The organism is Bacillus sp. FSL R10-2201 (genome assembly GCF_038008665.1).
GTDB lineage: Bacteria > Bacillota > Bacilli > Bacillales > Bacillaceae_G > Bacillus_A > Bacillus_A mycoides.
Genome location: NZ_JBBOZP010000001.1, coordinates 1,647,027 through 1,672,113 on the forward strand (window position 1 = coordinate 1,647,027; position 25,087 = coordinate 1,672,113).

At 36.9% G+C, this 25,087-nt stretch carries 31 protein-coding genes; 27 read left to right on the forward strand and 4 right to left on the reverse strand.

Going from position 1 to position 25,087, the window contains the following annotated elements:
• The first annotated feature begins 2 nt into the window (after positions 1 to 2).
• The 10 genes from NSQ69_RS08575 (at position 3) to NSQ69_RS08620 (ending at position 7,867) form a co-directional block, all read left to right on the forward strand.
• Positions 3 to 347 (forward strand): DUF2294 domain-containing protein, encoded by a 345-nt coding sequence (locus NSQ69_RS08575; protein ID WP_002168730.1) that lies wholly within the window; start codon positions 3 to 5, stop codon positions 345 to 347.
• A gap of 16 nt (positions 348 to 363) precedes the next feature.
• Positions 364 to 1,164, forward strand: a complete 801-nt coding sequence (gene fdhD, locus NSQ69_RS08580; RefSeq protein WP_341099149.1) for a formate dehydrogenase accessory sulfurtransferase FdhD — start codon at positions 364 to 366, stop codon at positions 1,162 to 1,164.
• A 16-nt stretch (positions 1,165 to 1,180) separates the two neighbouring features.
• A complete protein-coding gene (moaA, locus tag NSQ69_RS08585) occupies positions 1,181 to 2,197 on the forward strand; it encodes a GTP 3',8-cyclase MoaA (RefSeq protein ID WP_341099150.1) in 1,017 nt (338 codons plus the stop codon).
• Between the two features lie 206 nt (positions 2,198 to 2,403).
• Positions 2,404 to 3,198 carry a formate/nitrite transporter family protein gene (locus NSQ69_RS08590; protein WP_016094387.1) on the forward strand — a complete coding sequence of 265 codons (795 nt, stop codon included), beginning with the start codon at positions 2,404 to 2,406 and terminating at the stop codon, positions 3,196 to 3,198.
• A 24-nt stretch (positions 3,199 to 3,222) separates the two neighbouring features.
• Positions 3,223 to 4,239, forward strand: a complete 1,017-nt coding sequence (locus tag NSQ69_RS08595) for a molybdopterin-synthase adenylyltransferase MoeB (protein WP_341099151.1) — start codon at positions 3,223 to 3,225, stop codon at positions 4,237 to 4,239.
• 18 nt (positions 4,240 to 4,257) lie between these two features.
• A complete protein-coding gene (locus NSQ69_RS08600) occupies positions 4,258 to 5,571 on the forward strand; it encodes a molybdopterin molybdotransferase MoeA (protein ID WP_341099869.1) in 1,314 nt (437 codons plus the stop codon).
• Complete coding sequence (locus NSQ69_RS08605; protein WP_341099152.1) at positions 5,552 to 6,016, forward strand: molybdenum cofactor biosynthesis protein MoaE; 465 nt, start codon at positions 5,552 to 5,554, stop codon at positions 6,014 to 6,016. Before NSQ69_RS08600 ends, NSQ69_RS08605 begins: the two co-directional genes overlap by 20 nt.
• 4 nt (positions 6,017 to 6,020) lie before the next feature.
• On the forward strand, positions 6,021 to 6,257 hold the full coding sequence (gene moaD, locus NSQ69_RS08610; protein WP_341099154.1) for a molybdopterin converting factor subunit 1: 237 nt from the start codon (positions 6,021 to 6,023) through the stop codon (positions 6,255 to 6,257).
• Between the two features lie 48 nt (positions 6,258 to 6,305).
• Positions 6,306 to 6,794 (forward strand): cyclic pyranopterin monophosphate synthase MoaC, encoded by a 489-nt coding sequence (gene moaC / locus NSQ69_RS08615; protein ID WP_341099155.1) that lies wholly within the window; start codon positions 6,306 to 6,308, stop codon positions 6,792 to 6,794.
• A gap of 20 nt (positions 6,795 to 6,814) precedes the next feature.
• Positions 6,815 to 7,867 (forward strand): P-loop NTPase, encoded by a 1,053-nt coding sequence (locus tag NSQ69_RS08620; RefSeq protein WP_341099157.1) that lies wholly within the window; start codon positions 6,815 to 6,817, stop codon positions 7,865 to 7,867.
• Positions 7,868 to 8,363: 496 nt separating this feature from the next.
• Here NSQ69_RS08620 and NSQ69_RS08625 read toward each other — a convergent pair whose 3' ends face one another.
• Positions 8,364 to 9,689, reverse strand: a complete 1,326-nt coding sequence (locus tag NSQ69_RS08625) for a flagellin N-terminal helical domain-containing protein (protein ID WP_341099158.1) — start codon at positions 9,687 to 9,689, stop codon at positions 8,364 to 8,366.
• Between the two features lie 256 nt (positions 9,690 to 9,945).
• Between NSQ69_RS08625 and NSQ69_RS08630 the strand changes: the two genes are divergently transcribed.
• From NSQ69_RS08630 to NSQ69_RS08710, 17 genes are all read left to right on the forward strand, one after another.
• The gene (locus NSQ69_RS08630; protein WP_340951880.1) at positions 9,946 to 10,731 is read left to right on the forward strand and encodes a lytic transglycosylase domain-containing protein; all 786 of its coding nucleotides are present in this window, start codon (positions 9,946 to 9,948) and stop codon (positions 10,729 to 10,731) included.
• Positions 10,732 to 10,796: 65 nt separating this feature from the next.
• The gene (locus NSQ69_RS08635; protein WP_000775712.1) at positions 10,797 to 11,021 is read left to right on the forward strand and encodes a flagellar motor switch protein FliN; all 225 of its coding nucleotides are present in this window, start codon (positions 10,797 to 10,799) and stop codon (positions 11,019 to 11,021) included.
• 14 nt (positions 11,022 to 11,035) lie between these two features.
• Positions 11,036 to 12,022 (forward strand): flagellar motor switch protein FliM, encoded by a 987-nt coding sequence (fliM, locus tag NSQ69_RS08640; protein WP_144512476.1) that lies wholly within the window; start codon positions 11,036 to 11,038, stop codon positions 12,020 to 12,022.
• Between the two features lie 10 nt (positions 12,023 to 12,032).
• Positions 12,033 to 12,392, forward strand: a complete 360-nt coding sequence (gene fliN / locus NSQ69_RS08645) for a flagellar motor switch protein FliN (protein WP_002011996.1) — start codon at positions 12,033 to 12,035, stop codon at positions 12,390 to 12,392.
• Positions 12,393 to 12,404: 12 nt separating this feature from the next.
• Entirely contained in the window at positions 12,405 to 12,725 is a 321-nt protein-coding gene (locus NSQ69_RS08650; RefSeq protein ID WP_000121176.1) for a hypothetical protein, read from the forward strand.
• A complete protein-coding gene (locus NSQ69_RS08655; RefSeq protein WP_002126633.1) occupies positions 12,722 to 13,480 on the forward strand; it encodes a flagellar type III secretion system pore protein FliP in 759 nt (252 codons plus the stop codon). The genes NSQ69_RS08650 and NSQ69_RS08655 overlap by 4 nt, the downstream gene beginning before the upstream one ends.
• 33 nt (positions 13,481 to 13,513) lie before the next feature.
• Positions 13,514 to 13,789, forward strand: coding sequence for a flagellar biosynthetic protein FliQ (locus tag NSQ69_RS08660; protein ID WP_002011993.1), 276 nt, complete (start codon positions 13,514 to 13,516; stop codon positions 13,787 to 13,789).
• Between the two features lie 15 nt (positions 13,790 to 13,804).
• Entirely contained in the window at positions 13,805 to 14,566 is a 762-nt protein-coding gene (locus NSQ69_RS08665; protein ID WP_001055697.1) for a flagellar biosynthetic protein FliR, read from the forward strand.
• A 10-nt stretch (positions 14,567 to 14,576) separates the two neighbouring features.
• Positions 14,577 to 15,623 (forward strand): flagellar type III secretion system protein FlhB, encoded by a 1,047-nt coding sequence (flhB, locus tag NSQ69_RS08670; RefSeq protein WP_002126637.1) that lies wholly within the window; start codon positions 14,577 to 14,579, stop codon positions 15,621 to 15,623.
• A gap of 23 nt (positions 15,624 to 15,646) precedes the next feature.
• Positions 15,647 to 17,713, forward strand: coding sequence for a flagellar biosynthesis protein FlhA (gene flhA / locus NSQ69_RS08675; RefSeq protein WP_078203041.1), 2,067 nt, complete (start codon positions 15,647 to 15,649; stop codon positions 17,711 to 17,713).
• A 14-nt stretch (positions 17,714 to 17,727) separates the two neighbouring features.
• Complete coding sequence (gene flhF, locus NSQ69_RS08680) at positions 17,728 to 19,038, forward strand: flagellar biosynthesis protein FlhF (RefSeq protein ID WP_088265837.1); 1,311 nt, start codon at positions 17,728 to 17,730, stop codon at positions 19,036 to 19,038.
• A gap of 43 nt (positions 19,039 to 19,081) precedes the next feature.
• Complete coding sequence (locus tag NSQ69_RS08685; RefSeq protein WP_012260686.1) at positions 19,082 to 19,855, forward strand: flagellar basal-body rod protein FlgG; 774 nt, start codon at positions 19,082 to 19,084, stop codon at positions 19,853 to 19,855.
• Between the two features lie 245 nt (positions 19,856 to 20,100).
• Positions 20,101 to 21,399, forward strand: coding sequence for an NtaA/DmoA family FMN-dependent monooxygenase (locus NSQ69_RS08690; RefSeq protein ID WP_341099160.1), 1,299 nt, complete (start codon positions 20,101 to 20,103; stop codon positions 21,397 to 21,399).
• Between the two features lie 177 nt (positions 21,400 to 21,576).
• The gene (locus NSQ69_RS08695; protein WP_215561033.1) at positions 21,577 to 22,413 is read left to right on the forward strand and encodes a TrmB family transcriptional regulator; all 837 of its coding nucleotides are present in this window, start codon (positions 21,577 to 21,579) and stop codon (positions 22,411 to 22,413) included.
• On the forward strand, positions 22,403 to 23,131 hold the full coding sequence (locus tag NSQ69_RS08700) for an AzlC family ABC transporter permease (protein ID WP_002126646.1): 729 nt from the start codon (positions 22,403 to 22,405) through the stop codon (positions 23,129 to 23,131). Before NSQ69_RS08695 ends, NSQ69_RS08700 begins: the two co-directional genes overlap by 11 nt.
• Positions 23,122 to 23,433 (forward strand): AzlD domain-containing protein, encoded by a 312-nt coding sequence (locus NSQ69_RS08705; protein ID WP_341099161.1) that lies wholly within the window; start codon positions 23,122 to 23,124, stop codon positions 23,431 to 23,433. The genes NSQ69_RS08700 and NSQ69_RS08705 overlap by 10 nt, the downstream gene beginning before the upstream one ends.
• 62 nt (positions 23,434 to 23,495) lie before the next feature.
• The gene (locus NSQ69_RS08710) at positions 23,496 to 23,666 is read left to right on the forward strand and encodes a DUF3951 domain-containing protein (protein ID WP_002011981.1); all 171 of its coding nucleotides are present in this window, start codon (positions 23,496 to 23,498) and stop codon (positions 23,664 to 23,666) included.
• A 25-nt stretch (positions 23,667 to 23,691) separates the two neighbouring features.
• On the opposite strand, the gene NSQ69_RS08715 is transcribed toward NSQ69_RS08710, so the two are convergent.
• From NSQ69_RS08715 to NSQ69_RS08725, 3 genes are read right to left on the reverse strand one after another with little or no spacing between them, the layout of a single operon-like run.
• Positions 23,692 to 24,051, reverse strand: coding sequence for a hypothetical protein (locus NSQ69_RS08715; protein WP_002126648.1), 360 nt, complete (start codon positions 24,049 to 24,051; stop codon positions 23,692 to 23,694).
• 14 nt (positions 24,052 to 24,065) lie between these two features.
• Positions 24,066 to 24,656, reverse strand: a complete 591-nt coding sequence (locus NSQ69_RS08720) for a dienelactone hydrolase family protein (RefSeq protein WP_002168711.1) — start codon at positions 24,654 to 24,656, stop codon at positions 24,066 to 24,068.
• A 2-nt stretch (positions 24,657 to 24,658) separates the two neighbouring features.
• The gene (locus NSQ69_RS08725; RefSeq protein WP_002126653.1) at positions 24,659 to 24,994 is read right to left on the reverse strand and encodes an antibiotic biosynthesis monooxygenase family protein; all 336 of its coding nucleotides are present in this window, start codon (positions 24,992 to 24,994) and stop codon (positions 24,659 to 24,661) included.
• Positions 24,995 to 25,087: the final 93 nt, after the last annotated feature.

Here is a 25,087-nt window from a genome sequence, read left to right on the forward strand (position 1 = left end):
GTATGTCAAAAATGGTGCATGAATTTAATGATATGATACGAAAGCTTCGAAAGGATTTATTCGGAAAAGGGCCGGAGCGAATTCATACTGTATTTGCTGAAAATATGGCGATTGCTACACTTTATGGGAATTTGACACCTACTGAGAAATTTATTTCGGGAACGATGGATGGTGCGGAAATGGTTCATATGGCTCGAACGAAAATGATTCAAGAAGTGTATGCTGTTAATTCTCGTGAGCATTTAGAGGAACTTGTTGGAGCGAAATTAGTTCATCTATTTTCTGATATGAAAGTAGATGAGGATATTGCAGTTTCCGTGTTTGTTTTTGATAAAAATATAACGTGAGAGAAGGATACTCATCGTGAAATCGATTCAGGTGGAACGGGGGATTTTTAAATATGAGCAAGGGGAATTCAAGCATATAGAGGATAGCATTGTAACAGAGTTTCCTGTAACGGTTAAAATTAACGGCCAGGAATTTGTTACAATGGTTAGTACTCCAGAGTATATTGAAGACATGGTAATTGGCTTTTTAGCCTCTGAAGGCATTATCCGAAAGTATGAAGATATTGATGAAATATGGGTGCAAGAAAAAGAAGGCTATGTCCATGTAAAAACGACGAAAATCAATCCTTATTATCGTGACATGCAAAATAAACGTTATATTACTTCGTGCTGTGGAATGAGTAGGCAAGGGTTTGTTTTCGCAAACGATGCGCTGACTGCGAAAAAAATGAATGATATTCGCGTAAAAATCTCTGCCGAGGATTGCTTTCGGTTAATGAATGATATGCAGCAATCTGCGTCTACGTTTCAACATACAGGCGGCGTTCATAATGCAGCTTTATGTGATGTGAACGGAATTGTTTTAAGCCGCATGGATATAGGAAGACATAACGCTTTAGATAAAATTTACGGCTATTGTTTAAAAAATAACATTTCGATTGGTGATAAAATTATTGTTTTTAGCGGACGTATCTCTTCTGAAATTCTATTGAAAGTTGCGAAAATTGGCTGTGAAGTAATATTGTCAAAATCAGCTCCAACTAAGTTAGCATTAGAGCTAGCAGAGCAGTTAGGGATTACTACAATAGGCTTCATTCGTAATAAATCTTTAAATGTATATACGCATCCAGAGCGGATTGTAAATATAAATAAGTAGAAACGAGGCAATAAATATGAAATCTGTTACATTAGACAAATTGGATCGTCCTTTAAAGGACTTGCGTATTTCTGTTACTGATCGTTGTAATTTTCGCTGTCGATATTGTATGCCGGAGGAAATATTTGGTCGTGATTATTCTTTTTTGTCTAATGATAAAATTTTATCTTTTGATGAAATTGAAAGGATTACACGTATTTTCGTTTCTTTAGGTGTAAGAAAGTTACGCATTACTGGGGGAGAGCCTTTACTTCGAAAAGGCCTACCTGAACTCATACAACGGTTAAACGAAATTGAAGGAGTAGAGGATATTGGTTTAACGACAAATGGATCATTACTTAGAAAATTTGCTCCGGATTTATATAAGGCGGGTTTATCTCGTGTGACAGTTAGTTTAGACTCGTTAAATGAAGAACGATTCTCTTATTTAAATGGGAATAGAAGTAAAGTAAAAACTGTTCTTGCAGGAATACAGGCTGCCGCGGAAGCCGGAATGAAAATTAAAATGAACATGGTTGTTCAAAAAGGGAAAAATGAACAAGACATCGTTCAGATGGCAGAGTACTTTAAAGAGAATAAGCATATCCTTCGGTTCATTGAATATATGGATGTCGGAAATTTTAACGGCTGGGAATTAGGCGAAGTAGTTTCTAAGCAAGAAATAGTAGATATGATTCATAAAGTGATGCCGCTTGAACGTATTGAAGCGAACTATCCTGGTGAAGTTGCGACACGTTATCGTTATATCGGGAGTGATGAAGAAGTAGGAATTATTTCATCTGTAACAGATTCGTTCTGTTCATCATGTACGAGAGCGCGTATTTCCGCAGAAGGAAAGTTGTATACATGTTTGTTTGCTTCTAAAGGAAACGATCTTAAAGAATTACTTCGCTCTGGATATACGGATGAGGAAATTACTGATATTATTCGTGACATTTGGAATAATCGTTCAGATCGCTATTCAGATGAACGGTTAAGCAATACGAATAAAAAAACAATGCCGAAAATTGAAATGTCGCATATCGGTGGCTGATAAACTACTATGAATGTAGATTCTCTTTGTTAAAGTAAATAGTGGGAAATGTGCAAGTTTTGTACACTTTCTATAAGTATAGTAAAAATGATGATTGATATTTCTGTAAGAGATATGCAGAGAGATTAAGCAGCATTCAAAAATCCTTACGATGTTAAGGTTTTTTGGTGCTGCTTTTTTTGATTAGAAAAATGGAGGAATTGGTTATGGCATTTCATAAACCGGAACAAATTGCTGCGCTTGTGATTGAATCCGGTGTTCAAAAGGTGGGGCAACCGCTATCAGCGATGCTTATTCTTGGTTTTTTAGGAGGAGCATTCATTTCATTAGGATTTTTACTTAATATTCGTGTTCTAGGTAATGTACCGGAGCAGTGGGGAAGTTTAGTCAATTTTATAGGAGGAGCGGTTTTTCCTATTGGACTTATGCTCGTTGTTTTAGCAGGAGGAGAATTAATTACGGGAAACATGATGTCGATGGCCATGGCACTGTATGCACGGAAAATTTCATTGAAACATGTGTTAAACAATTGGGCGTGGATCACTTTAACGAACTTCGCAGGTGCACTTTTCGTAGCGTATTGTTTCGGTCACCTTGGCGGGTTAACTGAAGGTGCCTATTTAAATAAAACGATAGCGATAGCTCAAGATAAATTACATGAATCTTTCGGGAGAACTTTAATTTTGGCAATTGGTTGTAACTGGCTCGTTTGCCTTGCGATTTGGTTAGCGTATGGAACGAACGATTTAATCGGAAAGATTGTTGGGATTTGGATTCCGATTATGGCGTTTGTCGTAATTGGGTTTCAGCAAGTAGTAGCAAATATGTTTGTCATTTCAGCAGTTATTTTTGCTGGTCACCTTACGTGGATGGATCTTGCGAAAAACTTTGTGCCAGTCTTTATCGGAAATGTAATTGGCGGAGCTGGATTTGTTGGATTCGCTTATTTTTCTTGTTATCAGAAACAAAGTGCTACCGAAGAAGATGTATTGAAAAAATAACAGTATTTGAAAGGAAGGCACCTCATGATAGAGCGGTATTCACGACAACAGTTGTTCACTCCTATTGGAAAAGAAGGGCAAGAGAAAATTAGAAATAAGCATGTATTAATAATAGGGGCAGGTGCATTAGGAAGTGCAAGTGCAGAGGCGTTTGTACGTGCAGGTATCGGGAAATTAACGATTATTGATCGCGATTACGTAGAATGGAGCAATTTACAGCGGCAACAACTTTACGCTGAACAAGATGCGATAGAAAAATTGCCAAAAGCAATCGCAGCGCAGAATCGTCTCAAACAAATTAATTCAGACGTGCAAATTCAGGCGCTAGTAATGGATGCAAGAGTAGATAATATGGAAGCTTTATTAGGTGGTGTCGATGTCATTATTGATGCCACAGATAATTTCGATATTCGGTTTGTAATCAATGATATATCACAAAAATACAATATTCCTTGGATTTACGGTTCTTGTGTCGGAAGTTATGGCATGAGCTATACAATTATTCCGAAGAAAACACCGTGCTTACATTGTGTACTGAAAAGTGTTCCTGTTACAGGGGCGACGTGTGACACAGTTGGAATTATTAGTCCAGCTGTTCAAATCGTTGCAGCGTACCAAGTGGCAGAAGCATTCAAAATTTTAGTAGAAGACTATGAAGCAGTTCGGAAAACTTTTTTAATGTTTGATATATGGAGTAATCAATATCATTCTATCAAACTAGGAAAAATCAAAATGGAAGGCTGTCCTTCGTGCGGAACAAATAGAACTTATCCTTATTTATCATACGAAAATCAAACGAAGACAGCTGTGTTATGTGGAAGAAATACAGTTCAAATTAGACCAGCGCATAATAGACATTGCAACTTTGATGAGTTAGAAAAAGTATTAAAGAATCACGGGAAAGTTGATCGGAATCCGTATTTGCTCTCTTGCCAATTAGAAGAGTATCGCATCGTCATTTTTCATGATGGTCGTGTATTTATTCATGGCACGAATGAAATTCAAAAAGCGAAACAACTATACTATCGGTTATTAGGATAATAGAGAGGATGGATAATGATGGAAAGAAGAGTGCCGATTACAGTTGAAGAGGCTGTTCGTAAAGTGATGGTATTTGCTAATTGTGGTGTAAAAGAACTAGTACCACTGGAATTAGCATACGGACGTACGTTAGCAGACGATATAGTAGCGGATCACGATGTTCCTTCCTTCAATCGCTCGCCATATGATGGATTTGCTATTAGGGCAGAAGATACTTTACGAGCTAGTAGTGAGAATCCAATCGTATTTGAAGTCATCGGTGAAATTGGAGCAGGTTCCGTATTTCCTAAAGAAGTAGGAGCGTTTCAAGCAGTTCGAATTATGACAGGGGCACAAATTCCGAAAGGATGTAACACGGTCGTCATGCTAGAACTGACTCGTCATCGTCAATATGAGAATATCGGAAAAAGCTATATGGAAGTGAGACGCTCATTTAAAGAAGGAGACAATATTTCCTTTCAAGGTGAAGATGTTCGGAAAGGAACCGTTCTCGCAAAAAGAGGTCGTTACATTAATCCAGGTATTTCTGCTCTTCTTGCTACATTCGGTTATAGCGAAGTGTCAGTAGCGAAAAAGCCTGTCATTGGACTATTAGCGACTGGGAGTGAACTTCTCGATGTAAATGAAGAACTACAGCCTGGGAAAATTCGAAATAGTAATACGTATATGATATCGTCTCAAATTCGAAGAGCAGGTGGAAGAGTAAAGTACTTTGGGAAGTTTAGTGACGATTTGAATACGTGCTACGAAGCAGTGAAAAAAGCGTTAAGCGAAGTGGATATGTTAATTACAACTGGTGGTGTTTCGGTAGGCGACTATGACTATTTGCCAGCTATATACGAAAAATTAGGCGCATCAGTTCTTTTTAATAAAGTAGCCATGCGGCCGGGTAGCGTCACGACTGTAGCGCAATTAAACGGAAAATTATTATTTGGATTATCAGGTAATCCATCTGCTTGCTATGTAGGTTTTGAATTATTCGTAAAACCTAGCATTCGTGCGTATATGTTTAGCGAAAAACCACATGTAAAACGAGAAAAAGCAATGCTCGGAGAAGATTTTCTAAAACCGAATCCATTTACAAAATTTGTACGAGGTAAGCTTCAGTATAACGAAGGACAACTAATCGCTTATCCATCAGGATTTGATAAATCTAGTTCCGTTTCTTCATTAGCAGAATCAAACATTTTTATCGTCCTACAGGGCGGAACGAGAGGATATAAGAAAGGGATGTTTGTAGACATTCTTTTATTAGAAGATAACGAAGGTAGTGAATGGCCTTGGACATTCCGTAAAGTGGGGAGAGGTTTTGATGGGACAAGCTCGATTTGAAATTGTAGATACTCCGATTGTAGTGGAAGAAGTAACGGATAAAGTAGCAAGACGAGAAACAGGGGCCATTACAACTTTTATTGGAACGGTAAGAGAAGTAACGAAAGGAAAACGAACGTTACATCTTGAGTATGAAGCTTATAAACCGATGGCAGTAAAAAAGCTTACTGAAATCGGAGAAGAAATTAAGAAAAAATGGCCGGATGCAAAAATAGCAATCACGCACCGAGTAGGACGACTAGAAATAATGGATATTGCCGTTGTCATTGCAGTATCGTCACCGCATCGTAAAGTGGCGTATGAGGCGAATGAATACGCAATTGAACGTATAAAGAGAATCGTCCCAATTTGGAAAAAAGAATTTTGGGAAGATGGAACGAAGTGGATTGGAGATCAACTTGAAAATACTCCATATCCAGAAGGAAAACCAAAGAAAGAAGCATGAGAAGATGATAACAATTTTACTGTTCGCAAATTTAAGAGAAGAAGTTGGCTCAGAGAGATTAGCAATAATAGAAAAACGAGAGATGAATGTTTATCAATTGAAAAAATGGCTGAAAGATAAGTATCAATTACAATCGCTAGATAAAGTTATGGTAGCGATTAACGAAGAATTTGTAACGGACGAAGATATTGTAAAAGCCGGAGACACAGTAGCGTTTATCCCGCCTGTAAGTGGAGGTTAATTCTTTCTATTTGAATATCTTATCTTTCATACGTTAAGGAGGATCATTATGAGTGAGTTTTCGCACTGGAACGAAGAGGGAAGAGCAAAAATGGTTGATATTTCTCAAAAAGATATTTCAACACGCACAGCTATTGCACAAAGTACAATTTCTTTATCAAATGAACTATTTGAAGCAATCCAAAGTGGGGGATTGAAAAAAGGAGATCCGCTCCAAGTAGCACAAGTAGCTGGAATAATCGGTGCTAAAAAAACAGCGAATATTATTCCGATGTGTCACCCGATATTAATCCAAGGAACAGACTTTACGTTCCATTATGAAAAGAAAACCCATGGTTATGAGTTGATCATACGAGCGACAGTAACATGCAGCGGTAAAACAGGTGTAGAAATGGAAGCATTAACGGCCGTATCAATCGCCGCCCTTACTTTTTACGATATGTGTAAAGCTGTTGATAAAACGATGGTCATGAAAGAAACATATTTAGTTCAAAAAACGGGTGGGAAAAGCGGAGACTTTTTTCACGAGGTAAAATAATTACAATGGAAGGAATGTGAATGATGATTACTCACGAACAGATTATGAACGCTTTAAGCCATGTAGAAGATCCAGAGTTACACAAAAGTATTGTGGAATTAAACATGGTAAGGAATATACAAATTGATGGTGCAGAAGTTGGGCTAGAAGTAGTTTTAACAATTCAAGGTTGTCCGTTGAAAGCAAAAATACAACAAGATATTGAAGACTCACTTCGAAATATTGGAGTGTCGAAAGTTTCCTTAACATTCGGTTCTATGACACCGGAAGAACGAGCTGCATTAACAGCGTCTTTAAAGAAAGAAACTAGAACGGAAACTGGAATGCCTAGTATGCTTCGGCCTGATTCGGGTGTGCGTTTTATTACTATAACAAGCGGAAAAGGAGGAGTTGGAAAATCAACTGTGACGATTAACCTTGCTACTGCTTTAGCACGTATGGGTAAAAAGGTTGGGATTTTAGATGCAGATATATATGGATTCAGTATCCCTGCTATGATGGAAACGAATGAAAAGCCAACGATGATTGATCAAACCGCAATTCCAGTCGTTAGTCACGGTGTTAAAATTATGTCGATGGGATTCTTTACAGAAGGAAACAACCCAGTTATGTGGCGCGGACCGATGTTAAATAAATGGATACAAAACTTCCTTGCGAACACGCACTGGGGAGAACTAGACTACCTTCTTCTAGATTTACCGCCTGGAACAGGAGACGTTGCGATTGATGTTGCTGCGATGATTCCACAAGCGAAGGAAATTATCGTTACAACGCCTCATAACGTAGCGTCATTTGTCGCATCTAGAGTAGGAGTAATGGCAAAACATACGAAACACGATATTTTAGGTATCGTTGAAAATATGGCATATTACGAAGAACAAGATGGCTCAAGAAACTACCTCTTCGGAAAAGGTGGCGGCGAAATGTTAGCAGAACAACTGCAAACAGAAGTGATAGCACAAATACCGTTTGCGAAGCGTGAAGAGAATAATGGTTCATGTGTATATGATGAAGATTCACTTGTTGGGGAGATTTTTGTGTCTTTAGCGGAGGATATTATTTATAATGAATAGACTAGTGTAAAAGTAAAAGTAAAAGGAGATACATAGCGTATATGTATCTCCTTTTACTTTTTTATGAATCATTCCAATAAGTATGAAGGTATATTTACGATTGTGGTAACTTAGAAACTATTTGCGGAATTTGATTAGCCTGCGAAATCGTATTAAGTGCAACAAAATACTCTATCGCAACATACATCCCCATATAACGACTGCCTAGCATCTTAAAACATTCGTGCCAGTATGGATACTAGACATTTCTTATAGATTTATATAGTCGGTGTTCTAGAGCTAATAAACGTCTATGAAGAGAAAAAAGGGCTTATACCCATTTCCTATTTGTTTTTTAACATGGGAAGGGATTGAAATATGCACTGACCGCTTCTATGCATCGCGGATGCTCTCTTTCACCTAAAAAAAGAAAGGTTTTACAAATAATTCATCTATACAGAAAAAACAAACCTCTCCGCAAGCAGAGAGGTTTGTTCATGAAGCTAACTCAAATGGCTTATTGTAATAACTTAGAAACCATTTGTGGAGTTTGGTTTGCTTGAGAAAGCATGCTGATACCAGCTTCGTTCAAGATTTTGAACTTAGTCATTTCAGACATTTCTTTCGCCATGTCAGCGTCTTCTACTTGAGAAGCAGCTGATGCCATGCTAGAAGCTTGGCTCTTCAGGTTGTTTACGTTAAAGTCTAGACGGTTTAATGTAGCACCTAGAGTTGCACGGTTGTCAGCAACCATCTTTAATGCTTCATCAATTTTGTCAACAGCAGCTAACGCATCAGCTTTAGTAGTTGTTGCTACTTTCATGTCTTTAAAAGCACCATGAATTGCTTTGGCAGTAGTTTCAGCTGGGTCTTTTGCAGTGTTGTCATATTTGCTGAAAAGCTCTTCCATTTTTTCAACATCTTTAGCACTATAAAATTCTTTAACTTTGTCAAAAGCTTCTTTAGCGCCTGTAACATCTTTCTTTAAATCTACAAGGTTAGTACCATCTGCTGTTTCAAGTTTATTTATTGCAGTTGTCGCAGCAGTTAAATCTTTTTCAGTCATCGTTTCTTTACCATCAAATTCGCTAAAGATCTCGGTAGCTTTTGCTGCATTTGAAGTTTTTTGGAATGCGTCAAATTTATCTTCAATAGCCCCAGCGGTAGTTTTATCAAAAAGATCTTTGACTTTAGAAAAGGCAGTTTTAGCAGCTGCAACATCTTCTTTAAGTGTGTCAGCATCAGCTGTGGAGTTATTAAGTTTAGCAAATGCAGTTTTCGCTTCTTTAAGGTTTACAGCAGCACTATTATCTGCACCAATAGCTGTGCTATCAATACCAAGTTTATCAAGCGTAATACCTTTTAATGAAATACCAATTTGTTTTGATTGATCACTTGAATCAAGAGTTTGGATATTGATTGTTTGATCGTTTTTAAGTAGATTTTTATCGTTAAATTGAGTGTTGTCTGCAATATAAGTAATTTGTTTTTGTAATTCACCAAATTCTTTTTGAAGAGCAACTTGGTTTTTATCAGTGTTCGTACCGTTCGCAGATTGGTTGGCGATGTCACGCATACGAAGTAAGATGTTAGATACAGAGTTTAAAGCTGAGTCAGCTGTACGGATTAAAGACATACCGTTTTGTGTGTTATCAGCTGCAACACCTAATCCGCTTTCACGAGCACGCATACGAGTTGCGATTGCAAGACCTGCTGCATCGTCAGAAGCGTTGTTGATACGTTTACCGCTTGATAAACGGTCCATAGCGTTGCTCATTTTTGCTTGGTTTTGGCGCATGTATTCTTGCGTACGCATGCTATTAATGTTTGTATTAATTCTCATGTTAAGAACCCCCATTTTTTTATATTGACTTTTCTGCAAATCGAAAAACGGTAATATGCGAAAAAATCGATTTCGAGATTTATTGTAAGCCTTGCTATAACGGGTGTCAACTAAAAATTCGAATTAATAAATATAAAAAAATAACAGTTTAACAATATATTGATTTTTTTATTAAAATATTATTAAAAGGATTATTGCAAACTTTTTTAAAAAACTCTAATATTAGATTATCTTTGTTTATCGAAAAGGTGATATTATGGTAGTTGGAAATATAGTAAAAGAAGTTCTTGCATATAAAAAAGGACAAATGCAGCAAAAGTTAAGTAGTCCGCAGGCGTTCGTTAGTAGTCGTTTTCAAGATCAATTGCAGAGTGAACCTGCGAAGGAGACGAAGGTTACTCCGCAAATGGCAAAAGTAGAAGATATGAGTCAGCCGGTACAATCTACGAAAATAGAAACGGTTGTTAACAAACCGGAAGAACCTATTAATAAAGTAGAGGAAACGAGTAAGCCTGAGGAGAAAGCTGAAACGAAGAAAGTGGATGAAGTGCAAGTTGCACAAAAAGAGTTTGAGCGACGTTTCTCAGAAACGAAAAATGAGCCTGCTGATACGTGGGGATTAACTAATAAATATAATATTCAGAAAATACGTTCTTCAAATGAAGGTAAGTATGAGGATATTATTGATCGTGTAAGTAATACATATGGAATTCCGAAAACGTTAATTCAAAAAATGATTGAAGTAGAGTCTAATTTTAATCCGAAAACGGTGTCACATGCAGGGGCGATGGGGCTGATGCAGCTTATGCCAGCGAATGTGAAAGAGATGGGTATAAAAAATCCATTTTCACCAGCTGAAAGTATTGAGGGCGGTGTGAAAGAGTTAAGCGGTTATTTAAAGAAAAATAACGGTGACTTAGTATTGGCACTTGCTTCTTATAATGCTGGTCCTGGTAATGTGAGAAAGTACGGAGGCGTACCACCATTTAAAGAAACGCAAGGATATATTAAAAAAATATTAAATATCGACGTTTCGAAATAGAAAATTTCATTATATAAATAGAGAACATGAAATTTTTGTGAACATGATATGGGAGTTGGCTAGATTTGAAATTACAAGATGATATTCCGTTAACAATTTATTTTGAAATCGGAAATACGAAAAAGAAAATTGAAGATCTGCTTCATATTACGAAAGGTACATTGTATCGTCTTGAAAATTCAACGAAAAATACGGTGCGTCTTATGCTTGAGAATGAAGAGATTGGAACCGGAAAGATTTTGACGAAGAATGGGAAAATGTACGTTGAAATCGTTGAATTGAAAAGGTAGGGAAGGGGATTGTCATGAGTGGCGAAAAATTAAGCCAAGAGCAAATTGATGCCCTGCTGAAGGCGGTGAATGAAGGCGAGGAAATGCCAGCTTTCGCACAAGAAGCAGGGAAGCAAGATAAATTTCAAGAGTATGATTTTAATAGACCAGAGAAGTTTGGTGTTGAACATTTACGTAGTTTGCAGGCGATTGCGTCTACATTTGGAAAGCAGACGTCACAGACGTTGTCAGCTCGTATGCGTATTCCAATTGAACTAGAGCCTTCAACGGTTGAGCAAGTTCCATTTACGAGTGAGTATGTAGAGAAAATGCCGAAAGATTATTATTTATATTGCGTGATAGATCTAGGTTTACCAGAGCTTGGAGAAATTGTTATTGAGATTGATTTAGCGTTCGTTATATATATTCATGAATGCTGGCTTGGCGGAGATAGTAAGCGTAACTTTACGATGCGTAGACCGTTAACGGCGTTTGAGTTTTTAACGCTTGATAATATATTCTTGCTTCTTTGTAAAAATTTAGAGCAATCATTTGAAAGCGTTGTTGCGATTGAACCGAAGTTTGTAACGACGGAGACAGATCCGAATGCGCTGAAGATTACAACGCCAAGCGATATTATTTCATTACTGAATGTAAATATGAAAACAGAGTTTTGGAATACGACAGTTCGTATTGGTATTCCGTTCTTATCTGTTGAAGAAATTATGGATAAGTTAACGTCTGAAAATATTGTCGAACATTCTTCGGATAAGCGTAAAAAGTATACGTCTGAAGTAGAAGTGAAAGTAAATCAAGTGTACAAGCCTGTTCACGTTGCGGTTGGTGAGCAGAAGATGACAATGGGCGAGATTGAGCAAATTGAAGAAGGCGATATTATTCCGCTTCATACAAAGGTTTCAGACCAACTACGTGGTTATGTAGATGGAAAGCATAAATTTAATTGTTTTATCGGGAAAGATGGAACGCGTAAGGCGCTCCTATTTAAAAGTTTTATAGAGTAGGAGGATCCATATGAAGCATGAAGTATCTCCTGTGTCATTAATGGGATTAGAAGAATTTGCAGGGAAGCGAAATGAAGCGGGGAAGGCACATATTGATACCGTTTCAGACATTTCGATTGAACTTGGAGTAAAGCTTGGGAAGTCATCTATTACGCTTGGTGATGTGAAGCAGTTAAAAGTTGGCGATGTTCTTGAAGTAGAGAAAAATTTAGGACATAAAGTAGATGTATATTTAAGTGATATGAAAGTCGGTATTGGTGAGGCAATCGTAATGGACGAGAAGTTTGGCATTATTATTTCTGAAATTGAAGCTGATAAGAAACATGCAGCGCTTATGAAGGCACAAAATCAAATGCAGGATAAAGAGTAGAGGAGGAGTCATATGTCGTATATGACGACCTTATTTCAAGTCGTTTTACTGTTTGGTGCGCTCGGCTATGGTGCATATTATATGACGAAAAAGACGCGCAAACAGCAGTTTTTTAAGCAAGGTGAAAATGGACACATTCAAGTGAAAGACGGTGTTTATTTAAATCATCAAACGAGCGCCTTTTTATTTGAAGTGGACGGAAAGCAAGTGTTCACTGTTATTAGTAATAACGGTGTACAATCTGTGCAGTTAACAGGAACAGGAAATCAGTTTCAACAAGCGTTAGAAGACGCGGTGAAGAGTGAAACGAAAAAAGTAGAGGATCCATCATGAGAATAAAGAAACAGTTATCGTTATTTGCCGTTATTTTCGCATTTTCTATTATTTTTTCATTTGTTTTTGTAAATCCAGCGTATGCAGCCCCGAACGGCTTTATTAATTTCGAAAATGGAAAAGAGTTTACGAGTAATTCAAGTGTACAACTATTCGCGCTCGTTACCCTTCTATCATTATCTTCTTCTATCGTTCTTTTATTTACGCATTTTACTTATTTTATGATTGTTCTTGGGATTACTCGTCAAGGGCTTGGGGTTATGAATTTACCACCGAACCAAGTGCTTGTTGGACTCGCATTATTTTTATCGCTGTTTACAATGCAGCCAGTGCTTGGTCAATTAAAGAGTGATGTGTGGGACCCGATGACGAAAGAAAAAATAACAGTAAGTCAAGCTGCGGAGACGACAGCTCCGATTATGAAAGATTATATGTCGAAGCATACGTATAAGCATGATTTGAAAATGATGCTGAAAGTGCGTGGAGAAGAGTTGCCGAAAGATTTAAAGGATCTTTCACTGTTTACGCTTGTGCCATCCTTTACGTTAACGCAAATTCAAAAAGGTTTACTTACAGGGATGTTCATTTATTTAGCGTTTGTCTTTATTGATTTAATTATTAGTACACTTTTAATGTACCTTGGGATGATGATGGTACCGCCGATGATTTTAAGTTTACCATTTAAAATACTCGTTTTCGTATATTTAGGTGGATATACAAAAATCGTCGATATTATGTTTAAGACGGTCGCCTGAAGCGTTTGATGCTATGTGATAGGAGTCATATAAATGAATACGTCACCAATTATAGATATTTTCCAAACCTTTTTTTATAAAGGGGTTATGATTTTAATGCCGATTGCCGTTGTAAGTATGATTGTCGTTATTATTATCGCGGTTATTATGGCGATGATGCAAATTCAAGAGCAAACGCTGACGTTTTTACCGAAAATGGCGAGTATTGTGCTCGTTATTATCATTTTAGGTCCGTGGATGTTTCAAGAGTTAACGATGCTTATTTTAGATTTATTTGATAAAATCCCATCGCTATTGCGTTCGTACTAAGATAGGTGAACTGAAATGAATATGGAATTATGGGCGGCGACGTTTTTTGCGTTTTGTCGCATTACTTCATTTTTATATTTTCTACCGTTTTTCTCAGGTCGATCAATTCCGGCGATGGCAAAGGTTACATTTGGACTCGCTCTTTCGATTACAGTGGCAGATCAAGTGGATGTCTCTCACATAAAGACAGTTTGGGATGTAGCAGCTTATGCAGGAACGCAAATTGTAATTGGGTTATCACTTTCAAAAATTGTAGAGATGCTGTGGAACATTCCGAAAATGGCAGGGCACATTTTAGACTTTGATATCGGTTTATCACAGGCGAGTTTATTTGATGTAAATGCAGGGTCACAGTCCACTTTGCTATCAACAATTTTTGATATATTTTTTCTTATTATTTTTATTTCACTTGGCGGCATTAACTATTTCGTTGCCACGATTTTAAAGTCGTTTCAATATACAGAGGCGATTTCAAAATTGTTGACGACTAGTTTTTTAGATAGTCTACTCGCAACGTTATTATTTGCAATTACATCAGCAGTTGAAATTGCTTTGCCACTTATGGGCAGTCTATTCATTATTAATTTCGTCCTTATTTTAATCGCAAAAAATGCACCGCAATTAAACGTTTTTATGAATGCGTACGTAATTAAAATAACGTGTGGTATTTTGTTTATTGCGATGAGTGTACCGATGCTCGGTTATGTGTTTAAAAATATGACAGACGTATTACTGGAAGAGTATACGAAACTATTTAACTTTTTCTTAACGAAGTAGGGGGACGCGCATGGCAAAGGATAATAAAACAGAAAAGGCCACCCCGCAGAAGCGTAAAAAATCGCGTGAAGAAGGGAATATCGCCCGGAGTAAAGATTTAAATAATTTATTTTCCATTCTTGTATTAGCAGTTGTCGTTTACTTTTTCGGAGATTGGCTCGGCTATGAGATTGCACATTCCGTAGCGGTACTGTTTGATCAAATTGGAAAAAATACAGATTCGACAGAGTATTTTTATTTAATGGGCATATTACTTCTGAAAGTATCGGCTCCTATATTAATACTTGTATATGCTTTTCATTTGTTCAATTATATGATTCAAGTTGGTTTCTTATTTTCTTCTAAAGTACTTAAGCCGAAAGCATCACGTATTAATCCGAAAAACTATTTTACGAGATTGTTTAGTCGTAAAAGTTTAGTAGATATTTTGAAATCACTGTTTTATATGGGATTAATCGGTTACGTTTCGTACGTTCTCTTTAAAAAGAATTTAGAGAAGATTGTTAGTATGATTGGATTTAACTGGACAGCGTCACTTACTGAAATTATTAGCCAAATTAAATTTATCTTTCTAGCCATTTTAATTATTTTAATCGTTCTTTCTATTATTGATTTCATTTATCAAAAATGGGAGTACGAACAAGATATTAAAATGAAAAAAGAAGAAGTGAAACAAGAGCATAAAGATAATGAAGGGGACCCGCAAGTAAAGGGGAAACGAAAAAACTTTATGCATGCCATCTTGCAAGGGACAATTGCGAAGAAGATGGATGGTGCAACGTTTATTGTGAACAACCCGACGCATATTTCAGTGGTGCTTCGTTACAATAAACAAGTTGATGCAGCGCCTATTGTCGTTGCAAAAGGGGAAGATGAGCTCGCATTATATATACGAACGCTTGCCCGTGAACAAGAAATACCAATGGTAGAGAACCGTCCGCTCGCTCGTTCTTTATATTATCAAGTCGAGGAAGATGAGACGATTCCAGAAGATTTATATGTAGCTGTAATTGAAGTTATGCGCTATTTAATTCAAACGAAAGAACTTGAAGTATAATAGCGCGTTTGGAGGGGATCTCTTTGTTTAAGATGGATTCTGCAAGAACCTATTTTTCTATCTTTTTAGCAGCGTCATTCGTTGTGGCGCTCTTAATTCCACTTCCACCATTTATACTTGATATCGTTATCGTTTTTCTACTAAGTATGTCAGTGCTTATTTATATGCGAGCTACAAGTATTAACGAGTGGGATGAATTAAAGTCATTTCCGACGATGTTGTTATTAATCGGGATTTTCCGCGTATCGATTAACGTTTCGACGACGCGAGCGATTTTAACAGACGGAAATGCGGGTCATGTTATTGAAGAGTTCGGCCAGTTCGTAATTGGCGGGAACTTATTAATTGGTATCGTTATTTTTATAGTATTAATCATATTCCAGTTTATCGTTGCAAACGGTGCGTCTCGTACAGCTGAAGTAGCAGCTCGTTTTACACTTGATTCTTTACCAGGGAAACAAATGTCTATCGATGCTGACTTGAATCAGCGTCTTATTACAGAAAAAGATGCACAGGCGAAACGAAAAAAATTAAATATGGAAACAGAGTTTTATGGAGCGATGGATGGTGCCGGAAAGTTCATTAAAGGGGACGTTATTTTCGGGATTGTCATTTTATTCGTAAACATTATTTTCGGCTTAATTGTTGGTATGATGCAGCAAGGAATGAGCTTTGCAGATGCGGCTATTCACTATACACAGTTAACTGTCGGTGATGGAATTGTAAACCAAATCGGTTCGTTAATGCTTGCGATTTCAACAGGTATTATCGTAACGCGTGTATTTGACGGTTCAGCTGATACAGTAACTGAAGGAATCTTTAAAGAGTTATTAGCGCATGAAGTTGTTGTATATGCACTCGGTGGTTTATTTATCGCAATGGGTGTTTTTACACCGTTACCATTTCTACCATTTGCTCTCGTTGGTGGAACAATTATCTTCTTAGGAATTCGCAATAAAAAGCGAATAAAGAAAGAAAAAGAAGACGAGCTTCAAAAAGAATTAGAAATGATTCAAGGCGAGGATGAGCAATTACAGCAAGTGGAAGATTCATTCGGAGTCTTTACAGATAAATATCCAATTATTGTAGAGCTCGGTTTAGATTTAGCGGCGCTTGTAAAGCAGAAGATTAACGGGGAAACAGCTCGAGATAAAGTTGTTCTTATGAGGAAGTCAATTATTACCGACCTTGGAATTAACGTTCCGGGAATTAACTTTAAAGATAATACGAGCTTTAGACCACGCGGACGTTACATTATTCGTATTAAAGGTGCGAAGGCGGCTGAAGGTGTTTTAAAGTCAGGTTATTTATTAGCACTGAAAACACCGAATGTAATGGCTGATTTAGATGCAGAGCCGGCGAAAGATCCAATTTTTGGTGAAGATGGATATTGGATTTTGGAGCATATGGTACAAGATGCACAAATGAAAGGCTATCAAGTGTTAGAGCCGCTTAGCATATTAATTACGCATTTAGATGTTGTCGTTAGACGTAATCTTCATGAGTTAATTCAGCGTCAACATGTGAAAGACTTGATTAACTCGCTTGAAACTGATAATGGCGTTTTATTAGAAGAAATTAAGAAGAAAGAAATCGATTTATCACTCGTGCAAAATGTTATTAAACAACTTCTGAAAGAAGGAATTTCAATTCGTGATTTACCAACAATTATTGAAGGTATTATTGACGGGAAAGAAATTTATCAAAACCACGTTGATGGTGTAACGGCATTTGTTCGTGAATGTATTTCAAAAGTTATTTGTGAGAGTGCGAAAAATCCTGATGGAAAAATTTATGCGGCACTCTTCGCTGACTCGCTTGAGTTAGATGCGGATGTTGTTAATAATTCATACCAAGGTTATTTATTAAACTGGGATTTAGATTTAGAAACGCGAGTAGTAGAGCAAGTACAGCGCGTTTTCAAACAAGCTCGTTTAATGGGAAGAGAGCCAGTATTATTAACACGCAGAAAAGATTTCAGGTTTGCGATTGTGAGACTTCTTGAACGTTATCAAATAGAAGCGAAAGTATTATGTATTAGTGAATTAGCACCAGAAATTGTTGTAGATCAAATTGCTTATATTGAATAGTAGGGGGTGAAGTAATGGAAAGTACAGAAAAAAAAGAAGCGTTAATGCGAATAAAAGCAGCTTCGAAAAATGAATTGTATCGAAAGTTATTTGACCAATATGGTACAGATTATTACTACGTTGTCGATGAAAGTGTAAAACGAAACATCCCTTTTTTTTGGAAAAAGAATTATGAAATGTTAGTCGCTTTTCCTGAAGATAAGCAGGCTGAAAATAGCGAAGGAACAACTCAATTTCATGAGCAATTAATGGATGTTGTAGGTGAACCTTCAGAAGAAATCGTGAAGGTGAATGGAATTCAATCTGTCTTGCACAATTTAGAAAACGTAACGACTTCTATGTCATACGCAGCGATGCAAACAGGAAATAGTGAAGAATGGGCAAGAAAAAAAGAGAAACTATTACAACTGTTTGAAAAGGGTATTGTCGTTGTGAAACATACAGAAGAGACGAAAGTAGCTAAAAAACAGCCTGTTGTGAAACAAGCTATTTCTGTAAAGAAAGAAGAAGTAGTTATAAAAAAAGAAAACCAGGAATCTGTACCATTTATTATTCAAAAAGTAATTCGGATGTTAGAACAAAACGATGTGGAACAATATTTCATTCATGCATATGCTGAAAAATTAAAAGTGAAGTTTGAGAATGCAACGATGATTACAGAAGAAGAAGTCATCGGATACATATTGGAAGATATGAGATCTCATTTTAATACTGAAAACGTATTTGAGAAAGAGGTACAAACAATTGCATTAATCGGTCCAACTGGCGTTGGAAAAACGACGACACTTGCGAAAATGGCATGGCAGTTTCATGCTAAGAGAAAAACAGTTGGTTTTATTACGACGGACCACTCTCGCATTGGAACAGTGCAGCAATTACAAGATTACGTAAAAACAATTGGGTCAGAAGTAATCGCTGTGCGAGATGAAGCAGCTATGACAAGGGCACTCAGTTATTTTAAAGAAGAAGCGCGCGTCGATTATATATTAATAGATACAGCCGGTAAAAATTATCGTACGTCAGAGACAGTTGAAGAGATGATTGAGACGATGGGACAAGTAGAGCCAGACTATATTTGTTTAACGTTATCAGCTTCCATGAAAAGTAAAGACATGATTGAAATTATTACGAACTTTAAAGATATTCATATAGATGGTATCGTGTTTACGAAATTTGATGAAACAGCGAGCAGTGGTGAATTGTTGAAAATTCCAGCTGTATCATCAGCTCCAATTGTATTAATGACAGATGGACAAGACGTGAAGCAACATATACATATCGCTACAGCTGAACATTTAGCAAAACAAATGTTACAAACATCGTAAGAAAAGAGGTGAAGAATAAGGCACTTGCCTTATTCAAACGAGTATGAACGGTCTTTATATAGGTTCTATGGGTATGATGAATTACATGCAGCATATTAATGTTCATTCGAATAACGTCGCAAATGCCCAAACGACAGGATTTAAAGCAGAAAACATGACGTCTAAAGTATTTGATGTGCAAGACACATATCGCCGCGGAGACGGATCGGCGACAAATATCGGCTCGGTCGATTACGCTGTCGTACCAGCTGCGACGCATGTGAACTTAGTACAAGGAAATGTACAAATGACAAATAGTGCTACAGATTTCTTTTTAGACGACGGTGCGGCTGGCACATCATCATTTTTCGTTACATCTAAAAATGATGAAACATTTTTAACGAGAGACGGTAGCTTTACATTAAATAGTGATCGTTATTTACAAACAGCATCTGGTGCTTTCGTAATGGGTGAGAATAATGAACGTATTCGTATTCCAGAAGGAGCAAAGGTAGCTGTACAAGCAGACGGTACATTATACGATGAAGTAACACAAAATAATATTGCCCGTCTGCAAACGAAAACAGTAGACGTAGAAACGAACGCTCGCCTCGTACAACGTGAAAATAAAAGTTTTACACTAGCAGAAGGAAACGTTGCTGATTTACCGAATGGAACAGGGGCAGTACGTAATCATATGCTAGAAAATTCAAATGTGGATATGACGAAAGAAATGGCTGACCTTATGACGAATCAAAAAATGATTCAAGCATCGCAGCGCATCATGACTTCGTTTGATAAAATTTATGAAAAAGAAGCGAATGAAATATTGAGATAAAGGACTTCCAATTAGTGGTGGTCTTTTTTTTATCCCGCAAAAGCTCGATTGGTGAAGGCTAATAATCAGAGGATGGGAGCTCCTCCTCTGATTAAAGTTTCACTTTATTGTTGCTTTTATTATAGTTACACCATAAAATGATAATGATTATCAATATCATTTTATCTTTAATAAGAATAGAAGCTGTGAGGGTCGTATCATTTGTTTAACTAGGTAAATTAAAAATAAGGGGAAGGTGTGTACATATGTCTACAAAAAAACAGCTTTGCATTGGACTATGTTTGATTTCTAGAAAGAAAGAACAAGAGAGTATGTTTAATTCAGGGATAGATGAACAAGTAGAGTTGGCACTACAGGCAGAAAAGGCCAAGTTAGATTTTGTTTTTAAAGCGGATTATTTAGTGGCACATCCAGATTTAATTGCACGTAATAAGGGGAATGTAATTTTAGATCCGACACTATTGTTTACTGCTATCGCTTATGCAACAGAAAAGATTGGAGTCGTTACGACCGCTTCAACATCATTTTATCCACCATATATACTAGCGAGGCAACTACAATCTTTAAATTGGATTAGTAACGGCCGAGTAGGATGGAACATTGTCACATCAATTGATGGTGCTGAAAACTTTGGTGAGGTAGGGATGCCACCATCTGAGGAACGATACGCGAAAGCGGCAGAATGTACAGAGTTAGTAAGAAAACTTTGGAGGAGTCATCCTTATGAAGTTTTGAAAGAAGACAACGCAGATGTAATTAGAGAGATGGTACAGCCAATTGAGCATCGTGGTGAGCATTTTGAGGTGAAGGGTCCACTTAATATCCCGCAACATATTTCTGGGGAAATGCCTTTATTTCAAGCGGGTGCTTCAGAGTCAGGCCGGAATTTCGCTGCTTCTGTTGCGGATGCGATTTTTGCCGCAATGCCAGGTGTAGAATCAGGAATCGAACTTCGTCAAGATTTAAGAAGAAGAGCAGAAAAGCATGGCCGAAAGCAAGAGGATATACGTGTATTGCCTGGTTTATATTTCTTTATTGGTGATTCATATGAAGAAGCACTAGAAATGCACAGGCAAGCTCATCAACATCTTACAAAAGAGAAGAGGTACGCTTTACTCGAAATGGTTCTTGGGTTAGACGTTAGAGGGCTTCCATTAGAAAGTAAGGTTACTGAACATATGCTACCAAGTAGAAATCAAGCTGTACGTAGTAAAACGCATGCCGAATTATTACGGAATTTCATCATAAAAAATGAACCAACTGTTGAGCAAATACTAGAACGACCAGAAGTTGTTGGTTCTGCTCATTGGGTCGCTATAGGCACACCACAAGATGTTTGTAAGCAAATTATGGAAAGATTTGAAGCAGGGGCACTAGATGGATTTATTGCAATTCCAGGCGGTCCTCCAAAATCATTGGATTTATTCTTTAGTGAAGTGATTCCTTTATTCGTGAGAGCAGGTGTATTTAGAGAAGAGTATACAGGCTCAACCTTACGTGAGCATTTGGAGGGTAATATATCAAATGCTCTACAGTTGAAATAATTCATTATGCACAAAAAGCCTTTCAAAAGAAGGCTTTTTATTTCGAATAAAAATTCGGAATTGTCAGTTGACTTGTAGAGGCTTCTTTTTTATATTAGTAGGTATAGCAATAACTACTAATGGAAAGTGAAATCGTCTTTTTGAAATTAGAGCTATATAAATTGTGAGGGGTTACCGATGGATGAAATAATAAAGGAGTTACAAAAGTTAGGTTTTTCCCAGTATGAATGTAAAGCGTATATTGGTTTATTAAAACATTCTCCAGTAACAGGTTATGAAGTGAGTAAACAAACAGGCGTACCTCGTTCGATGATTTATGAAGTACTTGGCAAGTTGATGGATAAAGGAGCGGTGCATATCGTTCCTTCTGAACCAGTGAAATATGTACCAGTGCCAGCTACGGAATTAATGGATCGAATGCGAAAAGATTTTGAAAATTCCTTTGAATTTCTAGACCGAAAATTAAATTGTTTAGAACAAGAGCGACAAATTGATGTAATTTCGCATATTCGCTCAAATGATCGTGTTTTGAAAGAAATATGCAATATAATTAATAGAGCAAAAGAAGAGTTATGGATTTCTGTATGGGAAGATCAAGTGCACGAGATTGAGCCATTCATTCATCAAAAGGAAGCGGAAGGCGTACATATTTTTTCGATTTTATTTGGTGCTCCAGAAACAAAAATAGGAGCGACATTTCACCATAATTATATGACACCTCACGTCGTTGAAAAGAGAATGGGTGGTCATTTAACTGTTATCGCGCGTGATGGGGAAGAAGTATTAATTGCTAACTTTTCAAATGATAGCACTTCATGGGCCGTTACAACGTATGATCCAGCTTTAGTTCTCGTCGCTACAGAATATGTTCGGCACGACATTATGGTGGAAGAGATTACGAAGGAGTTTGGAGCTGATAAATTAGATACATTATGGCGTGAAAACATAGATTTAGTTCATGTCGTAACAGGAAAACGTACTATAGAAGAAATGGAGGGAGATAATGGTGAATAAAGCTCAAGCACATATGACACTGCAGAGCGATGATTCATTTCAGCAAGGTGTAAAGGATTGTTTACCAACTGTATTTGGATATTTGAGCATCGGTATAGCGGCTGGTGTTATTGCGAAAACAGCAGGTTTCTCGATCATAGAAATTGCTTTTATGTCCACATTAATTTACGCAGGTTCTGCTCAGTTTATATTAGCGGGTATGTATGCAGCGGGTGCCCCAGCCTCGGCAATTATTTTTACTGTGTTCTTTGTTAATTTACGTCACTTATTAATGAGTGCTGCACTCGCACCTTACTTCACCAAGATACCTCTTTTTAAAAATTTAATAATTGGTTCGCAAATTACAGATGAAACTTTCGGCGTTGCAGTGCAACAAGCAGCACAAAAAGGCCATTTAGGCGAGAAATGGATGATGGGACTTAATGTAACAGCATATTTAAATTGGATTTTAGCTACAGTTCTCGGAGGGCTTTTTGGAGAGTGGATACCAGATCCTCATACGTACGGAATGGATTATGCGTTACCAGCGATGTTTATCGGATTATTTGTACTTCAGCTAATAAGTAGTAAACCGAAACTAGCCATTCATCTAAGTGTTGCAATTGTAGCGATTATTATCGCATACGTTTCACACTTATTTATGCCAGATAGTATAGCAGTTATTATCGCAACACTTTTAGCTGCGACAATCGGGGTGGTGATTGAAAAATGGAAGTAAGATTGGACGTATTATTCCTTTTACTAGCAGCCGGAGCTGTCACACTCGTACCACGTATTTTACCTCTTCTCGTATTTAGTAAACTACAAATTCCAGACTGGGGTTTAAAATGGTTAAATTACATACCAATTGCGATATTAGCAGCACTTTTAGCACAAGTATTATTTATGCATGAGACAGTGCAGTGGGATTATATCATTGCGGCAATTCCTACATTTTTCGTAGCGATATATACTCGTAGTTTATTAGGAACAGTATTAACAGGAGTCATTGTAATTTTTTTGTTACGTTTATTTTTCTAAAAAGGATTCAGCTCATATAATAGCGAAAGGTGTAATAACATGAAATATATAGGGGTGGTGTTATGATACTTTTAACGATAGGAGCAATATTGTTAACGTTGTTTATTTTTTTTATTATCGGCTTTATTACGTTTATGATGTTTGTTGATAAGGCGACACCTCAAATTTATTACACACCTTGTGAAACTATGACAATAAAATCTAAAGGTAAAAATAGAAGGAAGAAAAGTTGATGTTGGGCTTTTCTTCCTTTTATTTTTACATTCCTGAAAGAACTAACAACAATAATCCAAATAGAAAACTAATAGAAGAAAGGAAACCGATAGATATGGAAAAAATACGATTGTTCTTCCATTCGCGTGCGAAAACGATAAATCCTAAAACGCAAAGGAAAAACCAAATAGGTAGAAATATAAATCGACTAACTTTCTCAGGTAGTAATGAATAAAAATTTGTTAAATATAATATCCAATTCGTAAAAAATAGAGCACATACGATGAATGATTGTAAGTATGGTCGGTTTAGAAAATTTCCTTTTTTAACCGTCATAAAAATGAGAGCTAATGCTGAAATGAAGGGAATTATTAGGAATATGAGTAAAAGTAATGTAAGTGACATATAAAACTCCTTTATCATATTGTTTGCGTAAGAAACGAATCTATTAGGTTGTATGCTTGCTTTGTAGAGTGCTCGTTATATTTTTCAGTGTACGGATTTAAAAATCCATGTTCACCGTGTAGTTGATTTATTTCTAATAAAGGATTATTTTGTTGCTGCAATGTTTGGATTAAAGAGGATACTGAAAAACTAGCTTCTTGTTTAGGGAAAATAAGTAATGTAGCACATGTAGGTTTAATGTGAACATAGTCACGTATACGGGAACCGTAACATCCAATGATAAAATCTATTTTTGGATTGTTACTACAGAGCCAAGCGATGGTAGCCCCAACACTAAAGCCGATAAGTCCTATATGCGTGTAATCATTTGAAAGGGTAGAAATTACCTCATTAATTTGTTCTTTCCCATAATCAAATCCAATATGATTCATAAAATATTGATATGCTTTTTCTTCATCACTATAATGAAATGAATTTTGTAATTGTAGAAGGTTAGGACAGAATACATCTAATATAGATGTAGTGAAGTGATCTATAACATGATGCATATGATCATTCACACCGTATATTTCATGAACAACAACGAGAGCTAGTTTTTTCTTCATAGTTACAATGTACCTCTCTGAAACTTATATTCTTTCTCAACAAGGCAGATGCGCAGGTGGAAATTTTCATACCATTGCTCACGGCCTCTTTTTTTCGCTTCTTTATGTAAGGCGTTCCTTTTCCAATTTTCAATTGCTTCAAGTGACTCCCAATAAGAAATTGTAATTCCGAGTCCCGAATTATCACGTGCACTTTCGACACCTAAAAATCCAGGTTGCTGTTTCGCAAGTTCCTCCATTTTTTCGGCAACGGTACTATAGTCTGTTGTATCATTCGATAGATTAGAAGTGAATATAACCGCGTAATAAGGGCTAGTTTTTTGTGGATTAGTTCCCATTATCTTTCCTCCTTAACATATATGGTACGAATGTTCAGTTCATAGTTTGTATTGTAGCACGTAATAACAAGAACAGAAGCAGGAAGCTTCTGT

Bases quoted from the DNA above. Each gene is read 5' to 3' on its own strand.
- NSQ69_RS08575 (WP_002168730.1), top strand. From the start codon at position 3: ATGTCAAAAATGGTGCATGAATTTAATGATATGATACGAAAGCTTCGA.
- moaA (WP_341099150.1), top strand. From the start codon at position 1,181: ATGAAATCTGTTACATTAGACAAATTGGATCGTCCTTTAAAGGACTTG.
- NSQ69_RS08590 (WP_016094387.1), top strand. From the start codon at position 2,404: ATGGCATTTCATAAACCGGAACAAATTGCTGCGCTTGTGATTGAATCC.
- NSQ69_RS08595 (WP_341099151.1), top strand. From the start codon at position 3,223: ATGATAGAGCGGTATTCACGACAACAGTTGTTCACTCCTATTGGAAAA.
- NSQ69_RS08600 (WP_341099869.1), top strand. From the start codon at position 4,258: ATGGAAAGAAGAGTGCCGATTACAGTTGAAGAGGCTGTTCGTAAAGTG.
- NSQ69_RS08605 (WP_341099152.1), top strand. From the start codon at position 5,552: ATGGGACAAGCTCGATTTGAAATTGTAGATACTCCGATTGTAGTGGAA.
- moaD (WP_341099154.1), top strand. From the start codon at position 6,021: ATGATAACAATTTTACTGTTCGCAAATTTAAGAGAAGAAGTTGGCTCA.
- moaC (WP_341099155.1), top strand. From the start codon at position 6,306: ATGAGTGAGTTTTCGCACTGGAACGAAGAGGGAAGAGCAAAAATGGTT.
- NSQ69_RS08620 (WP_341099157.1), top strand. From the start codon at position 6,815: ATGATGATTACTCACGAACAGATTATGAACGCTTTAAGCCATGTAGAA.
- NSQ69_RS08625 (WP_341099158.1), bottom strand. From the start codon at position 9,689: ATGAGAATTAATACAAACATTAATAGCATGCGTACGCAAGAATACATG.
- NSQ69_RS08630 (WP_340951880.1), top strand. From the start codon at position 9,946: ATGGTAGTTGGAAATATAGTAAAAGAAGTTCTTGCATATAAAAAAGGA.
- fliM (WP_144512476.1), top strand. From the start codon at position 11,036: ATGAGTGGCGAAAAATTAAGCCAAGAGCAAATTGATGCCCTGCTGAAG.
- fliN (WP_002011996.1), top strand. From the start codon at position 12,033: ATGAAGCATGAAGTATCTCCTGTGTCATTAATGGGATTAGAAGAATTT.
- NSQ69_RS08650 (WP_000121176.1), top strand. From the start codon at position 12,405: ATGTCGTATATGACGACCTTATTTCAAGTCGTTTTACTGTTTGGTGCG.
- NSQ69_RS08655 (WP_002126633.1), top strand. From the start codon at position 12,722: ATGAGAATAAAGAAACAGTTATCGTTATTTGCCGTTATTTTCGCATTT.
- NSQ69_RS08660 (WP_002011993.1), top strand. From the start codon at position 13,514: ATGAATACGTCACCAATTATAGATATTTTCCAAACCTTTTTTTATAAA.
- NSQ69_RS08665 (WP_001055697.1), top strand. From the start codon at position 13,805: ATGAATATGGAATTATGGGCGGCGACGTTTTTTGCGTTTTGTCGCATT.
- flhB (WP_002126637.1), top strand. From the start codon at position 14,577: ATGGCAAAGGATAATAAAACAGAAAAGGCCACCCCGCAGAAGCGTAAA.
- flhF (WP_088265837.1), top strand. From the start codon at position 17,728: ATGGAAAGTACAGAAAAAAAAGAAGCGTTAATGCGAATAAAAGCAGCT.
- NSQ69_RS08685 (WP_012260686.1), top strand. From the start codon at position 19,082: ATGAACGGTCTTTATATAGGTTCTATGGGTATGATGAATTACATGCAG.
- NSQ69_RS08690 (WP_341099160.1), top strand. From the start codon at position 20,101: ATGTCTACAAAAAAACAGCTTTGCATTGGACTATGTTTGATTTCTAGA.
- NSQ69_RS08695 (WP_215561033.1), top strand. From the start codon at position 21,577: ATGGATGAAATAATAAAGGAGTTACAAAAGTTAGGTTTTTCCCAGTAT.
- NSQ69_RS08700 (WP_002126646.1), top strand. From the start codon at position 22,403: ATGGTGAATAAAGCTCAAGCACATATGACACTGCAGAGCGATGATTCA.
- NSQ69_RS08705 (WP_341099161.1), top strand. From the start codon at position 23,122: ATGGAAGTAAGATTGGACGTATTATTCCTTTTACTAGCAGCCGGAGCT.
- NSQ69_RS08710 (WP_002011981.1), top strand. From the start codon at position 23,496: ATGATACTTTTAACGATAGGAGCAATATTGTTAACGTTGTTTATTTTT.
- NSQ69_RS08715 (WP_002126648.1), bottom strand. From the start codon at position 24,051: ATGTCACTTACATTACTTTTACTCATATTCCTAATAATTCCCTTCATT.
- NSQ69_RS08720 (WP_002168711.1), bottom strand. From the start codon at position 24,656: ATGAAGAAAAAACTAGCTCTCGTTGTTGTTCATGAAATATACGGTGTG.
- NSQ69_RS08725 (WP_002126653.1), bottom strand. From the start codon at position 24,994: ATGGGAACTAATCCACAAAAAACTAGCCCTTATTACGCGGTTATATTC.